Annotated in this window: 14 protein-coding genes and 1 riboswitch; of the genes, 5 read left to right on the plus strand and 9 right to left on the minus strand. The window is 55.0% G+C overall.

The genetic code is table 11. The annotated features are described in order from the left end of the window. Positions 1–55: 55 nt before the first annotated feature. Entirely contained in the window at positions 56–1,360 is a 1,305-nt protein-coding gene (locus EPE01S_RS00695; RefSeq protein ID WP_062742652.1) for an alpha-glucosidase/alpha-galactosidase, read from the minus strand. A gap of 245 nt (positions 1,361–1,605) precedes the next feature. Here EPE01S_RS00695 and EPE01S_RS00700 point away from each other — a divergent pair, with 245 nt between their 5' ends. The 3 genes from EPE01S_RS00700 (at position 1,606) to EPE01S_RS00710 (ending at position 4,039) form a co-directional block, all read left to right on the plus strand. Continuing rightward, positions 1,606–2,433 carry an AraC family transcriptional regulator gene (locus tag EPE01S_RS00700; protein WP_062742653.1) on the plus strand — a complete coding sequence of 276 codons (828 nt, stop codon included), beginning with the start codon at positions 1,606–1,608 and terminating at the stop codon, positions 2,431–2,433. A gap of 75 nt (positions 2,434–2,508) precedes the next feature. Next, positions 2,509–3,273, plus strand: a complete 765-nt coding sequence (locus EPE01S_RS00705; RefSeq protein WP_062742654.1) for a hypothetical protein — start codon at positions 2,509–2,511, stop codon at positions 3,271–3,273. 127 nt (positions 3,274–3,400) lie between these two features. Continuing rightward, positions 3,401–4,039 (plus strand): TetR/AcrR family transcriptional regulator, encoded by a 639-nt coding sequence (locus tag EPE01S_RS00710; protein ID WP_062742655.1) that lies wholly within the window; start codon positions 3,401–3,403, stop codon positions 4,037–4,039. Positions 4,040–4,079: 40 nt separating this feature from the next. Here EPE01S_RS00710 and phnE (EPE01S_RS00715) read toward each other — a convergent pair whose 3' ends face one another. The 4 genes from phnE (EPE01S_RS00715) to phnC form a co-directional block, all read right to left on the minus strand. Continuing rightward, positions 4,080–4,973 carry a phosphonate ABC transporter, permease protein PhnE gene (phnE, locus tag EPE01S_RS00715; protein WP_062742656.1) on the minus strand — a complete coding sequence of 298 codons (894 nt, stop codon included), beginning with the start codon at positions 4,971–4,973 and terminating at the stop codon, positions 4,080–4,082. Next, on the minus strand, positions 4,970–5,839 hold the full coding sequence (gene phnE, locus EPE01S_RS00720; protein WP_062742657.1) for a phosphonate ABC transporter, permease protein PhnE: 870 nt from the start codon (positions 5,837–5,839) through the stop codon (positions 4,970–4,972). The genes phnE (EPE01S_RS00715) and phnE (EPE01S_RS00720) overlap by 4 nt, the downstream gene beginning before the upstream one ends. A 63-nt stretch (positions 5,840–5,902) precedes the next feature. Next, on the minus strand, positions 5,903–6,826 hold the full coding sequence (gene phnD, locus EPE01S_RS00725) for a phosphonate ABC transporter substrate-binding protein (RefSeq protein ID WP_062742658.1): 924 nt from the start codon (positions 6,824–6,826) through the stop codon (positions 5,903–5,905). A 38-nt stretch (positions 6,827–6,864) separates the two neighbouring features. Beyond that, positions 6,865–7,713, minus strand: a complete 849-nt coding sequence (phnC, locus tag EPE01S_RS00730) for a phosphonate ABC transporter ATP-binding protein (protein WP_062742659.1) — start codon at positions 7,711–7,713, stop codon at positions 6,865–6,867. Between the two features lie 786 nt (positions 7,714–8,499). Here phnC and EPE01S_RS00735 point away from each other — a divergent pair. Next, the gene (locus EPE01S_RS00735; RefSeq protein WP_062742660.1) at positions 8,500–9,327 is read left to right on the plus strand and encodes an oxidoreductase; all 828 of its coding nucleotides are present in this window, start codon (positions 8,500–8,502) and stop codon (positions 9,325–9,327) included. Between the two features lie 346 nt (positions 9,328–9,673). Further along, a complete protein-coding gene (locus tag EPE01S_RS00740) occupies positions 9,674–10,177 on the plus strand; it encodes a DUF4334 domain-containing protein (RefSeq protein WP_062742661.1) in 504 nt (167 codons plus the stop codon). A gap of 175 nt (positions 10,178–10,352) precedes the next feature. Here the strand turns inward: EPE01S_RS00740 and EPE01S_RS00745 are convergent, their stop codons facing one another. The 4 genes from EPE01S_RS00745 to phnL form a co-directional block, all read right to left on the minus strand. After that, positions 10,353–10,991: a TenA family protein gene (locus EPE01S_RS00745; protein WP_062742662.1), complete on the minus strand. Its 639-nt coding sequence runs from the start codon at positions 10,989–10,991 to the stop codon at positions 10,353–10,355. Between the two features lie 35 nt (positions 10,992–11,026). Continuing rightward, positions 11,027–11,142, minus strand: a riboswitch (TPP riboswitch). Positions 11,143–11,235: 93 nt separating this feature from the next. After that, complete coding sequence (phnN, locus tag EPE01S_RS00750) at positions 11,236–11,775, minus strand: ribose 1,5-bisphosphokinase (RefSeq protein ID WP_062742663.1); 540 nt, start codon at positions 11,773–11,775, stop codon at positions 11,236–11,238. Next, positions 11,775–12,911 carry an alpha-D-ribose 1-methylphosphonate 5-triphosphate diphosphatase gene (gene phnM / locus EPE01S_RS00755; protein ID WP_062742664.1) on the minus strand — a complete coding sequence of 379 codons (1,137 nt, stop codon included), beginning with the start codon at positions 12,909–12,911 and terminating at the stop codon, positions 11,775–11,777. The genes phnN and phnM overlap by 1 nt, the downstream gene beginning before the upstream one ends. Further along, positions 12,908–13,612, minus strand: a complete 705-nt coding sequence (gene phnL / locus EPE01S_RS00760; protein ID WP_062742665.1) for a phosphonate C-P lyase system protein PhnL — start codon at positions 13,610–13,612, stop codon at positions 12,908–12,910. Before phnL ends, phnM begins: the two co-directional genes overlap by 4 nt. Positions 13,613–13,651 lie beyond the last annotated feature (39 nt).

Here is a 13,651-nt window from a genome sequence, read left to right on the forward strand (position 1 = left end):
CCCTGCCAGTGTCATCATGCAGGGCCCCCACAAAGGTGCCCTGCGCCAGAGAGCGTTAGCGGTAAGCCGGGAGCCAGTCGCCGTGGGCGGCGATCAGCTCATCACAGAGTTTCACCGTGTCATCAATCGACAGTTCAGCGGAGGTATGTGGATCAAGCAGCGCAGCGTGATAGATATGATCCTTTCTGCCGGTGACGGCCGCCTCAATGGTCAGCAGCTGAGTATTGATATTGGTGCGGTTCAGCGCGGCCAGCTGCGGCGGCAGGTCGCCCACGAAGCACGGCGTCACGCCCTGCCCGTCCACCAGGCACGGCACTTCCACACAGGCTTCGGTCGGCAGGTTGGTGATCAGCCCGTGATTCAGCACGTTACCGCCAATTTTGTAGGGAACGTCGGTCTCCATCGCTTCAATCATCCACGAAGCATATTCATGGCTGCGGGTGTGGGTCAGGTTCTCGTTCTGCGTCAGCTTGTCACGCTGCTGGTGCCAGCGATCAATCTGTTCGATACAGCGGCGCGGATACTCATCCAGCGGAATATTAAATCGCTCGATCAGCTCAGGGTAGTTGCGCTTGATCCAGTACGGCATATATTCCGCATTGTGCTCTGAGGACTCGGTGACGTAATAGCCAAACACGCGCATGATTTCATGCCGTACCATATCGTCATGCTTATCGGTCAGCGCCAGCGCGCGACGTTTGATCTCCGGGTAGATATCTTCCCCATTGCGGGTGATATTCAGCAGCCACGCCATATGATTAATCCCGGCAATCTGCCACTTCACTCCGTCCGTCGGCATATCCACGGACTTCAGCAGCGTTTCGGCACACACCTGCACGCTGTGACACAGGCCGACGGTTTTTATGCCGGTATGTTGCAGCATGGTGCCGGTCAGTGAGGCCATCGGGTTGGTGTAGTTCAGCAGCCACGCGTCCGGGCAGACCGCTTCCATATCACGGGCAATGTCCATCATCACCGGGATGGTGCGCAGCGCACGGAAGATGCCCCCAATACCGAGGGTGTCGGCGATGGTCTGGCGCAGGCCATATTTTTTAGCAATCTCAAAATCGGTGATGGTGCAGGGATCGTAACCGCCGACCTGAACGGCATTAATCACATAGCTGGCCCCCGCCAGCGCACGGCGGCGCTGCTCAACGCCGGCAAACTTTTCAATTTTCGCTTTGCCCTGACACAGATTCGCGTTGAGGTTATTCAGCATCAGCCACGAGTCGTTTAGCCGTTCGGCATCGATGTCATACAGGGCAATATCAACCTGCTGTAATGCCGGCGTGGCCAGAATATCTCCCAGCACGTTTTTCGCAAATACCGTACTGCCCGCCCCAAGAAAGGTAATTTTCATTGTTGTGCCCTTTTAACCAGTGAAGTGAAGTTGCCCTCACTCTAGGCAGCCGGCGGCCTGCTGCCTATGTCATTTTTTGACATTGATATGGTGAAAAATGACGCCGGAATCGAACTGTGATCTGGCTCGCTAAATACTGCCGCTGGCCGTCCTGATTGCCGTTCAATATCACAAAATGATGTTGCCGCGCTGAGACTGAAAGAAAATAAATGCTGTAATAATCTGATAAAAAACAGGAAAAAGTGATGCAGAAAGATATTCACCCCCACGACATCGCCCAGTTCGGACTGAACATTTATCAGTATGGTCACGAGGTCTGTGCCAGTCAGCACAGCTATGGCCCGGCGGTACGCCAGCATTATCTTATTCATTATGTGATAAGCGGGGGCGGAACACTGTTCGCGGGTGACCGGCGCTGGCCGGTACGCCAGGGGGAAGCCTTCCTTATCCATCCGCACGAGATCACCACCTATAAGGCGGATAAGCAGCAGCCCTGGGAATATATGTGGCTGGAACTGGACGGGCTGATTGCCATAAGAAGCCTGGAAAAATGCGGTTTACGTCGTGATATGCCGATCTGGCGGCCAAAAGATACGCTTTCTGCTAACGACGCCGCGCAGTGCCTGCAACAGCTGGTGGCACAGGACCCGGTGCATTCGCTGAGAATTGCCGGGCTGACCTGCCTGTTCCTCGATGCCTTAATCGCCAACGTCCATCACGAGCAGAAGGAAGAAGCGGGCAGCGGCAACAAGCATCTGGATAATGCCGTCCAGTTTATGGAACGCCACTACCACCGCAGCGTCAGCATTGGCGAGGTCGCGGAATACTGCAACATTGACCGCAGCTATCTCAGCCGGCTGTTTCAGCAGCAGTTTGGCTACGGACCAAAACAGTATCTGCTCCTGCTGCGTATGGACGTGGCGACATCCCTACTGTCCGATCACAGCCTTCCGGTAAAAATTATCGCTTACTCATTGGGTTACACCAGCCAGATGCAGTTTGCCAAAGTCTTTCAACAGCATTTTCACTGCTCCCCCACCCAGTGGCGGCGTGAGAAGGCCCGAATGACCTGATGAGTGGCTGAGATTCTGCCATACTCTCTGGCACTGCCAGGCTCTGGCCTGACCCTCTTTACCGTGAGGCGCACGATGAATACTGAACTCAGCCCATCCCCTGCCTACGGCCAGCTGCATGCCGCCCTGCTCGAACAACGCTCCCGCGCAGCGTCAGCGGAGGCGATTCATACCGTTAATCGCGCGTTACTGGCCGGAGAACGTGTGAGTGCGGCGTTTTATGACCTCAGCCTGCTTAAGCTCCTGCAACAGCGCAAAATTATGCCGCTGACAAGCTCTGAAACCGCCAGTGAAATCGCGCTGTTTATTGCAGAACTCACGCCGGTGATCCCTGACCACCTGTCCGGAGAAGCCGAGTTTTGTACGCTCCAGCAGCGCGTCAACCAGCTCAGTGAGCATTTTCACTGGCAGCATGCCAGCCTGGTGCTGGTGCAGAACGCCCTGTTCGTTCGTACCTGGCAACACTGGCAGCAGACCTTAGAAACCCTGTTCAGCACCGGTGATCACGCCATCGTCTTTCAACGCCTGGAGCAGGTTTTGCATGATTCAAGTGGGAAAATCCCGGTACTGGGCGAGGCGCGTGAACTTTACCGGGCGCTGGAGGGGTTACTGATCCGCTGTCGCCAGAAGGCGGAAGAACACGGTGCTGAACAGACCGGGCTGGTAGGCTACGTGGCAGCCGCTGACATCGCGACGCAGGGTATTATCACTTTCGGTGCCACCGCAGAAGCGGTACTGCGCGGCCGGGCGCTGCCAACAGAAGCCCAGCTGGCGGCACGCATAAAGCAGCACCACGCCAGCGTAACCGACCGCACCCATCCCTGGTTTGCCACCCTGTAACCCTCTGTTTTAAGCCTTTTCGCGCCAGTGACAGGCGCGTTTTTTTGCCCGGCGCTGTTTGTAAATCTGCGCTTCAGGCGCTACTCTGGCGACGGTTTTCACTTAGCATTACGGGTATTCAGTCACTATGCCAGCCCCCGCCAGACGTAAGAACGATCCGGAAGGATTAAAGAAACGCATCCTCGCCAGCGCCCTGACCACTTTTGCCGCGTTCGGCCTGCAGGGTGCGCGCATGGAACAAATCGCTGAAGAGGCACAGACCACTAAACGTATGGTGGTCTACCACTTCAGTAATAAAGAACAGCTGTATATCGAGGTTCTGCACCTGGTGTATCGCGAGATCCGCCAGCATGAGAGCGGACTGAATCTGGCCGATATGTCTCCGACCCTGGCCATCGCGCGGCTGGCTGAGGCCAGCTTCGACTATCACGTTACTCATCCTGACTTTATGCGGCTGATCTGTAGTGAAAACCTGATGCGCGGGCGCTATATCAGTCAGTCAGAGACGATTAAAGCGCTCAATCAGAGTGCGCTGGAGGTGCTGGATGCCGTGCTGATCAGAGGGAAGCAGAGCGGGGAGTTTGATGCCGCCATCACCACCGTCGACGTCCATCGCCTGATCAGCAGTATCAGCTTTCATAACGTCGCCAATCACTACACCTTCAATGCGCTGTTCGGTGGCAGTGAAACCGGGCAGCAGAGCCTGGCGCGTAACCGGAAGCTGGTGGTTGATGCCACCCTGCGCTATCTGCGCGCCCCCGGTTAACGTATGGCGTTGACGGGCCCGCCCTGGCCACCCGGCGGGCTTACGGCGGATTCGTTTGCTGGCCAAACAGTGGCACCGGCTGCCCGCTGATGTAGCGCTTACGCAGCTTCGCGGAAATATAATCCATCATCATCACAATCACCACCATGATCAGGGTGATGAACATCACCACATCCCAGTTCCACAGCCGCATATTTTCAGCATAGACCAGCCCGATGCCGCCCGCCCCCACGAAGCCCAGAACCGCAGCCGAACGCGTGTTCGATTCAATCTGATACAGGCTGAGGGCAAGGAAACTGGGGAAGGACTGGGTGAAAATACCGTAGCGGTGTTTTTGCAGGCTGTTCGCCCCCACCGCATTCAGCCCGCGACCCGGTGAACGCTCCACCGCCTCGTGACTTTCGGCATAGAGCTTACCCAGCAGCCCGATGTCCTGCATGATAATCGCCAGTACCCCGGCCAGCGGCCCCATGCCGACCGCACGGACGAAAATCAGTCCCCAGATCGCCATATCAATGCCGCGCAGGATATCCAGCAGACGGCGCACCACCAGCGCGACAGGCCGCAGCAGCGGTGATGACATCACGTTACGCGCCGCCAGGAACGAGAGCGGCAGTGCCAGCAGCGTCGCGGTGAGTGTCCCGGCGAAGACAATCGCAATGGTGATAAAAATCTGGCTGAAATAGTACGCAAACGGCCAGTTCGCCACGTCATGCCAGACAAACATGCGCATAAAATAGTGTGCCAGCTGGCCCAGGCCAATCGTCAGCTGCTGCCAGCTGATACCGAACTGGGTAAAGAAAAACACGTAATAAAGCACAATCGCCCCGGCAATCAGCCCGGTGCGGCGCAGGTAAGCCCGCTGGATGGCAAACAGCGCCTGATGCTGCTGTTTCATTCCTGCCAGTTTTTCACTGCCGATCAATCCCATCATAGCCGGTTCCCTTCCACCACACGTCGACGCACCCGGCCGGAAACCATATCCAGCAGCGAGACCACCAGGATAATCAGGATCAGCGTCATGCTGACCTGGTCATAGCGGTCGAGTTTAATGTTGGTCATCAGTTCCTGGCCGATGCCCCCGGCCCCCACCAGCCCGAGAATGGTCGACTGACGGAAATTCACCTCGAAGCGCATAAAACCATACGAGAGAAAGACCGGCTTCACCTGCGGCCACAGGGCAAAGCGCATACGCTGGAGCGACGACGCCCCGCACGATGCCAGCCCGCGCACCGGCCTGTCGGAGGCGCTTTCAATAGCTTCATAAAACAGCTTGGTCAGGCTGCCTACGGTGTGCAGCGCCAGCGCCAGGAAACCGGGGATGACCCCAATGCCAAACGCCATCACAAACATCACCGCCCACGCCAGCTCCGGCATGGTGCGCAGAAAAGCCACGGCGGTGCGTATGGCGAAACTGACGCCCCGCGGCGTTTGCGTGTTGCTGGCAGCAAAAAAGGCCAGCACGCCGGCAATCATCACCGACACCAGCGTGGCGGCCAGCGCCAGCTGCAGCGTTTCCCAGATCAGCGGCAGCTGGATATGCAGGCGATAGCCCCAGTAGGCAAATGAACCTTCCGTATGACTGTCGGCAAACAGCTGGGAAACGTGCAGTACCGGCACGGTTTCAGCCAGATAATCAAAGAAGTTCGGCAGCGACACCCAGATGGTGTGCAGATTAAATTCAGCCAGATGGCCGGAGGCGAGATACAGCACCAGCAGCGTCAGTGACCACAGCAGCGTATCGCGCTTTTGCCTGCCGCGAACCTGCTGGTAATAGCGTTCAAAATCGGGATGTGTCATGCGGATACCGGCGTCAAGGGCCGTCAGACGACGGCCCTGATCAGTGGAGAAATAAGCAGAGGATTAACGGGCTTTGGTCAGCGCACGTTTCATATCAATAATCGCCTGATAGTCGGCGACGGTGGCCGGGCCGATATGCTGCGCACCGCCAACGGCTTTAACAAAGCAGCTGTGGTGTTCGGTATCCAGCTTTTTGATGGCGGTGATCAGCTTCGCCTTGAAATCAGCCGGCAGTTTGTTGCTGACCAGTATCGGCCCGTTCGGGATCAGCGGTGACTGCCAGATAATACGAATTTTCTTCATCAGGTCCGGGTTACCGGCGCGGATCATGCGGGTGAACGCGCCGCTGGTGTAACCGGTGTTGTAATCCCCGATCATCGAAGCCCAGGTCACAGCCCCGTCAAACTGGCCGTTCAGCACGCCCAGCACATCCTGCTCGTGGCCGCCGGAGAAGGTGACGCTGGAGAAGTGGCCGTTATATTTATCGTCCACCGTGCCGCCGAACTCTTTCTTAAAGCTTTCATTGGGGATCAGGAAGCCGGAAGTGGAATCCGGATCCGCCATACCGAAGGATTTGCCTTTCAGGTCAGCCAGCGTTTTGTACGGGCTGTCGGCTTTGACCACCACCACCGAGTGGTAGCCGCGTGATTTATCCGCGTCATCCACGACGATGCCGACCACGTCGACCGCCTTAGGATCGTTAATGTACACCGAGGCATAAGACGAGGGTGACATACTCAGCACCATATCGACCTTGCCGCCAATCAACCCCTGGATCACGCCTGAGTAATCAGACGAGTTACGCAGTTTGGTATCCACGTTCAGCTCTTTGTCGAAGAAGTCTTTCACGCACTGGTTATCACCAATCTGCTGCGTGGCATTCTGACCGCCGAGGATACCTAAGTTCAGTTCTTTTGGTGCATCGGCGGCGTTAACGCTGGCTGCCATAACACTACTGATTACCGCTGCGAGAATGATTTTTTTCATTGCTGAGTTCCGTGTCCCATAAAAGTAGTATTGCCCGGTCAGGCCTGGAGGTCTTCGTTACGTTGAGAAATGTCGTCGCCGTAAAGCACGTGCAGCAGATCGTCCGTCAGCTCCGCGGGGTTCCCGTCAAACACAATACGGCCCTTAGCAATGCCGATGGCGCGCGTGCAGTACTCCTTCACCAGCTCTACCGAGTGCAGGTTGACCATCACGCTGATCCCGTTGTGACTCACCTGGCGCAGCACATCCATAATGCGTCGGGTGTTTTTCGGGTCGAGGGAGGCCACCGGCTCATCGGCCAGTAAAATTTTTGGGTTCTGCATCAGCGCACGGCAGATAGCCACCCGCTGCATCTGCCCGCCGGAGAGATTTTCCGCACGCTGTAACGCCTGGGGCAGCATATTCAGCCACTCCAGCAGGCCAATGGCGCGGGCGCGGTCTGCGTCGGGGAAGATTTTAAAGAAGGATTTCAGGGTCGACGTCTGGCTCAGGCGGCCCAGCAGAACATTGGTCAGCACATCCAGCCGCGGTACCAGGCAGAAGTCCTGGAAAATCATGCCGCATTCGCTGCGCCACTGGCGCATCTGCCGGGTATTCAGCTCAACGATGTTCTGCTGCTGCCCATTTTCATGGAAGTTGAGGATCTCGCCTTCGCTGGCCGGGATGGTGCCATTGAGCACGTGCAAAAGGGTCGATTTGCCTGCGCCGCTGCGGCCAATGACGGCCACCAGTTCCCCGCCATGCAGGTCAAAATTAATATCCTGCAGGACGCGACTCTGCGTGCCGTAAGATTTGCCTAATCCCTTTACCGCCAGCACTTTCGGGCGCAGAGCAGCCTGCGGCACCGTCTGCTGCTCGGAAGCAATCTTCAATAATGCCTGTGCCATATGTCTACCGTCGTCAGGTTGCGCGTGATTCGCTGTGGCCCTATTAACTATGCTGACGGTGAAACTTTAATGACAGGGGGGTGATGGAAAAATGACAGGCTTCTTATCACTTTCACTATGATGTGTTGCGTCCTGCACGCGAAAGCAGAAGTCAGGTTTAATCATTAATAAAGGAAAGTAAAGAGTTTCACTACTGGCATTCCAGATAAATATCACCATACTCTCAACAAAATGGGAACGACTTAAACCGGTTAAAATAAGCTTTTAGTAACACTATTTCCGCAACTGTCACTACAAACTAAACACGCGCCCCGAAAGCCACATTAAATCAGGAGGAACAGGTAGTGGATACTCAGAGCGAATGCGGCAGCGCGAGTTCTACCGATAAAGGTTTAATTCAGATTTTGAACTTATCAGTATGTCAGTGAATGTGTTTTTGACCTCCCGTATCTTTCCACTGGGAAGAAGCCCATCATTGTTCTGATACAGCCTGATCTTGCGATTACAAGGGCCCATAAAAAAGACCAGCATCTTTTTCATCCTCCTTTTTATTCCACTTTTCGTGACGTGTGAATCATCCTGTATTCAGATCCCGGATTATCAGGCAATAATTAAACAGGATCAGGCTATCTGACGCTGTTTAAAGCCTATTATAATAGACTGAAGCCGAATCGTCAGCAGTATATAACCTTATGCTTTTCATGCGATATTGCAGAGAGACATAGATATATTGTCTGCACGATTTCCCTATGTCTGTATTCCATGAATAGTTAAAAGGTGCTGTCTATGAGCAAAGTTTGGTTTATCACCGGGGCAACACGCGGAATTGGCGCCGATATTGCCAAAGCCGCCCTGGCTGCGGGCGACAAAGTCGTTGCCACTGGTCGCCAGAAAGAAAGCGTAACCCGGGCTCTTGGTTCATCAGAACGTTTACTGGCACTCAGCCTTGACGTAACTGATGAGCAACAGGCGCAGGCTACTGTACAGGCGGCAATCAGCCATTTTACGCAGATTGATATCGTGGTTAATAATGCCGGGTTTGCCGTTCTGGGTGCGCTGGAAGAGACGACAAATGCGGAAGTTCGTCGTCAGTTTGATACTAATGTATTTGGCCTGTTAAACGTAACCCGCGCCGTTTTGCCCGTGATGCGTGCCCGAAAAAGTGGCCATATTTTTAACCTTTCATCACTGGCAGGTTTTTATGGTGATGCCGGAGTTTCAAGCTATTGCGGCACTAAATTTGCCGTTGAGGGCATATCCGAAAGTCTGGCGAAAGAGGTTGCGCCACTGGGGATTCATGTAACCATTGTTGAACCGGGTTATTTCCGAACCGAGTTTTTGACTGAGAACTCTGTCGTTTACACAGAAAATATTATTGCTGCGTATGATGCAACGTCTGGTGAAACCCGTCGGGCAACCAGAGCCGTTGACGGCAAACAGGCTAACGACCCTAAGAAGCTGGCGCAAGCTTTACTCAGACTAGCTAATGAACAGCAACCACCATTGCGTTTCACCGCGGGTGCTGATGCAACCGAGATATATGATCGTGTCCTGGTGGAAAAAAAGCATGAACTTGATTTGTGGCGGACACTTTCTGATTCACTTGCTTTTTAAATGATGCGCTTTGTTTCACAGCCACTTATATAATATTATTTTTATCACTGCGGGTAACTTAACGATGACCACTCGGAATATCACTGGCAGTGATTATTACGGAGAGCAGTTACTATATTGAACCGTTAGTTTCATTTATTAATGCAGATTATGCAAGGCACTTAAAACTGTCTCCAACAGGATGCTTATTTTTCGCCTGCACCTGATAAGCACTCAAACCTGGCATAGGCTTGTATCGACGTTAATAATTCACTAATTGTTATATCATGTGACAATATATATTACATATTACGTTCTTTCATCGGTATATCTGTTGCTATCTCTACAATACAAACAGGATTAAATTATGAACGCAAAAGTAAAATTTGACGCTTTTAAAGCACAAAGAGTATTCAGCTCAGATCAGGTATTGTTGAATTTTTTTGACTCATTACCCCCCGTCAGAGTTGATGAAATTCAGTCAATATGGGCCGGAGGAGACTTTGATACCGGACACTGGGCCACCCGCTCCCTTGATGAAGTAAAATGGTTCGGGAAATGGTTCCGTAGTGCTTCAGATGCCATGCCCCTGGTCTGCTATGATGACAAAGGCAATCTGTACTCTAATAAAATGATGAAGGGAGAGGCTTCTCTCTGGCAAATTGCCTTTCGTGGGAAAATCTCAGCAACGATGGTCTACGATGGCGTACCAATCTTTGACCACTTCCGTAAAGTGGATGATGACACATTATTGGGGATCATGGATGGTAAATCCTTCGAAGGAGCACCGGACATTGTTCAGGATGGCCATTATTATTTCTTCTATTTAGAAAGAGTTGAGAAAATGCCCGCCCCATTTATTGACGCTTAAAACGGTTCAACCTGTCCGTTGATACAGCACTGAGCGATACATAATAATTTCTCAGTCTGTGGCTTACCGTAGTGAATGGGGGAAAGAGCACCCCCGTTTTTTCTGATTTTTCCTGCCATAACAGCAGAATCGTTCCCTCCTGTCCTGCCACATTCTCTTTTCAGCAGATTTAATCTTATTGATACACTGCATCAAAAAATGCCAGTTCCAGCCTGACTGCACGCTGGAAAAAATCCTCGCACAACGACCGTTGTTCAGGCCCGACGCGATCCAGTTCGTGGCGTAAAAAGGCGACAAATTCGCAAAAATCAGGGTTATTGTGCAGGGTAATCCACTCAGCATGAACGAAACTGGCAGGGAGCATTTCTGGTGCCTGTGACGCCCAGTCAAGATACAACCACTCGGCTACATTCAGAACCGTCAGGATGGCAGCATAGGAACGGGTGGCGGCAGCTTCCAGCATAATCGCTTTGAATCCTACCGTCGGTGCCGTGTCAGACTGCACATTGCGCTGCTGCTCACTGACGCCCAATGCCGCAAATGCGCGAAGAAAATAGGTATTCTCTTCGGATGACACCATACCGGCGCAGCGGCCAAAACACAGGCGCGCGGCAGGCGTGTCGGCGCAGGCAATAGCTGATCCGACTAAGGTCAAAAAACTGTCGAGAAAACGATAATCCTGCACCAGGTAGTTGATCATCACCTGGTGGTTAATGCTGCCGTCATACAGCTCCCGGACAAAACGATGCGTGACGGCCTGTGACCATTGTGACTGACTCAGGGTACGGAGGGTATCGGTAAATCGGCTGGTCATTGGGTAGTCCTTTTAGCAGAGACTACCGGCAAAAGTCAGGTAAGCTGCCCCATCCCTCCGCCGGTATGATCCGGATCAGGTATTAAGGGTCATCGTGCTGTAGCATTAACGATTTCTCAGCCAGCTGTGCCTGGCTCCCCCTGGAGACTCAATTAAGTCAGGAAATTATGGGGCCGTCAATATTGCTGATGACACTTAAAGTGAGAGCCAGCGCCGGATCGCGGGTCGGCCGAAAACGGCGCCCCTACGCAATGTGCTCGGCTAATAATGCCGAAAAACCCTGTAATGTCTCGCCCAGCGGCCCGTCATTATTCAGCGTGATACACCCTGCCGGGCCCGGCTCCGCTGCACGTTTCAGCCGCTGTTCAATGGCGGCCTCATCCTCGCGCCCGCGCTGGCGCAGGCGGCTGGCCAGCACCTCAGGCGATACCTGCAAACAGACTGCCAGCAGCTGTTCACCGTAGCGCTGCCGCGCAGCCTGAAGATGCAGGCGTGAACCGTTGACCACGACGTCCAGCCCGGCCGCCAGCCAGCGGTCGATTTCAATGCCGAGCGCATAGGAGTACTGATGCGCCTGCCAGTCGAGAGCAAACAGGCCATGCGCACGCCGCCGCCGGAACTCCTGCTCGCTGAGGGCGACGTGATTCTCGCCCCCGGCGCTGGCACTGCGGGTAATATAGCGATGCGCGACAATGACCCGCTCCGGTGCGCACTCGCGCAGGGCCAGCAGCAGGCTGTCTTTACCGGAGCCCGAAGGCCCCATCAGCCAGATCAGCCGCCCCATCAGAACACCGGCCTGCCCTGCGCCCAGACGCGGGAAACGTACACCTGTTCACGGTGCTGACGCACCAGCACCAGATCGGCACGTTTGCCCTCACCGATCGTGCCGCGATCGTCAAGACCGATGGCGCGGGCAGGATTACGCGTGACCAACGCCACGGCCTGAGGAAGCGTCATGCTGTTGCTTTCATCACGGGCCAGACGGAATGCCGCATCCAGCAGGCTGGCCGGATAGTAGTCAGAGGAGAGGATATCCAGCAGATCGATCTGCGCCAGCGCGCTGGCCGCCACGTTGCCAGAGTGCGAGCCGCCACGCACAATATTTGGCGCACCCATCAGTACCTGCAGGCCCAGCTCGCGCGAAGCGCGTGCGGCTTCTTCGGTGGTCGGGAACTCCGCGATCACACTACCGACCCCTTTCGACTCCACGACGTGCTCATACGTCGCATCATCATGGCTGGCCAGGGGAATATGATACTGACGGCACCAGGCGGATATGGCCTCGCGGTTCGGGGCTGACCAGCGGGCGGCCAGCCGCAGCTGATCGGCCTCATAGGCATCAAGCTGGAGATCGCTGAGCTGATACTTGCCGCCAAAATAGGTGCGCCATGCCGCCAGCGACACGTACTGACGCTGGCCCGGAGAGTGATCCATCAGCGACACCAGCGACAGCGCCGGATTGCACATCAGCTGTTCAAACAGCGGCAGCGTGGAATCATTCGGCAGCTCACAGCGCAAGTGCAGGCGATGTTCTGCGCGGTTCAGGCCGTGCTTCTGGCTGTGGCGGATCGCATCGATCATCTTGTTCAGATTCTCCATGCGGTGACCGCCGTCGCGCACGTCGCCGACGCTGATGGCATCCAGCACCGTGGTGATACCGCTGGCGACAATCAGCGCATCATGGCTGCTCATGGCAGAGTGCGCAGGCCAGTCCACCTTCGGCCGCGGGGTGAAAAATTTATCCAGATTATCGGTATGCAGCTCCACCATACCCGGCATCAGCCAGCCGCCTTCGCCGTCGATGGCCGCCGGCAGCTGGCTCTGCGTATCGGAGAATGCCCGGATCACGCCGTTTTCACAGGCCAGTGACCCCGCCACTACTTCATTTTCCAGAATCAGTCTGACGTTATTGATGATCATTCGGCGTGCTCCAGTGCAGCGGGCTGCATCACATGCAGACGGTCAGCGATGCGCTCACGCACCGCGTTATCATGAAAAATCCCCACAATGGCCGCACCGCGCTGGCGGGCCTCTTCAATCAGCGCCACCACGGCGGCACTGTTAATGGCATCCAGCGAAGCCGTTGGCTCATCCAGCAGCAGGATCGGTGAGTCGGCAATAAACCCCCGCGCGATATTAACGCGCTGCTGCTCACCGCCGGAGAAGGTTGAGGGTGCCAGCGCCCACAGTCGCGGCGGCACGTTAAGACGCGAAAGCAGGGATTTTGCCCGCGCCTCGCTCTCATCACGGGCCACGCCGCGCTCCAGCAGCGGCTGCATCACCACCTCAAGGGTGGAAATCCGTGGGATCACCCGCAGGAACTGGCTGACCCAGCCGATCGTCTCGCGGCGAATAGCGAGGATCTGCCGCGCCGGGGCAGTCACCAGATCGACCCACTCCTGCTGATGCGCCACCCATATATGCCCGCTGTCCGGCAGATAGTTGGCATACAGCGACCGCAGCAGCGTGGACTTACCGCTGCCCGAATGACCGTGCAGCACCACACACTCTCCCGCCGACACCTGCAGCGAGGCGTTACGCAGAACCGGCAGCTCTGCACCGTGCTGATTGTGCATCACAAAGGTTTTTGACAGATTTTCGACGCGCAGTTTCAGATTCATTTTCATTCCCTGCAAAAAAGGTAATCTCCCAACGGGACG

It is taken from the genome of Erwinia persicina NBRC 102418, assembly GCF_001571305.1.
Classification (GTDB): domain Bacteria; phylum Pseudomonadota; class Gammaproteobacteria; order Enterobacterales; family Enterobacteriaceae; genus Erwinia; species Erwinia persicina.

What these genes read in the sequence shown, in the direction of transcription:
- EPE01S_RS00695 (WP_062742652.1), bottom strand. Translation starts at nt 1,360, where the DNA reads ATGAAAATTACCTTTCTTGGGGCGGGCAGTACGGTATTTGCGAAAAAC.
- EPE01S_RS00700 (WP_062742653.1), top strand. Translation starts at nt 1,606, where the DNA reads ATGCAGAAAGATATTCACCCCCACGACATCGCCCAGTTCGGACTGAAC.
- EPE01S_RS00705 (WP_062742654.1), top strand. Translation starts at nt 2,509, where the DNA reads ATGAATACTGAACTCAGCCCATCCCCTGCCTACGGCCAGCTGCATGCC.
- EPE01S_RS00710 (WP_062742655.1), top strand. Translation starts at nt 3,401, where the DNA reads ATGCCAGCCCCCGCCAGACGTAAGAACGATCCGGAAGGATTAAAGAAA.
- phnE (WP_062742656.1), bottom strand. Translation starts at nt 4,973, where the DNA reads ATGATGGGATTGATCGGCAGTGAAAAACTGGCAGGAATGAAACAGCAG.
- phnE (WP_062742657.1), bottom strand. Translation starts at nt 5,839, where the DNA reads ATGACACATCCCGATTTTGAACGCTATTACCAGCAGGTTCGCGGCAGG.
- phnD (WP_062742658.1), bottom strand. Translation starts at nt 6,826, where the DNA reads ATGAAAAAAATCATTCTCGCAGCGGTAATCAGTAGTGTTATGGCAGCC.
- phnC (WP_062742659.1), bottom strand. Translation starts at nt 7,713, where the DNA reads ATGGCACAGGCATTATTGAAGATTGCTTCCGAGCAGCAGACGGTGCCG.
- EPE01S_RS00735 (WP_062742660.1), top strand. Translation starts at nt 8,500, where the DNA reads ATGAGCAAAGTTTGGTTTATCACCGGGGCAACACGCGGAATTGGCGCC.
- EPE01S_RS00740 (WP_062742661.1), top strand. Translation starts at nt 9,674, where the DNA reads ATGAACGCAAAAGTAAAATTTGACGCTTTTAAAGCACAAAGAGTATTC.
- EPE01S_RS00745 (WP_062742662.1), bottom strand. Translation starts at nt 10,991, where the DNA reads ATGACCAGCCGATTTACCGATACCCTCCGTACCCTGAGTCAGTCACAA.
- phnN (WP_062742663.1), bottom strand. Translation starts at nt 11,775, where the DNA reads ATGGGGCGGCTGATCTGGCTGATGGGGCCTTCGGGCTCCGGTAAAGAC.
- phnM (WP_062742664.1), bottom strand. Translation starts at nt 12,911, where the DNA reads ATGATCATCAATAACGTCAGACTGATTCTGGAAAATGAAGTAGTGGCG.
- phnL (WP_062742665.1), bottom strand. Translation starts at nt 13,612, where the DNA reads ATGAATCTGAAACTGCGCGTCGAAAATCTGTCAAAAACCTTTGTGATG.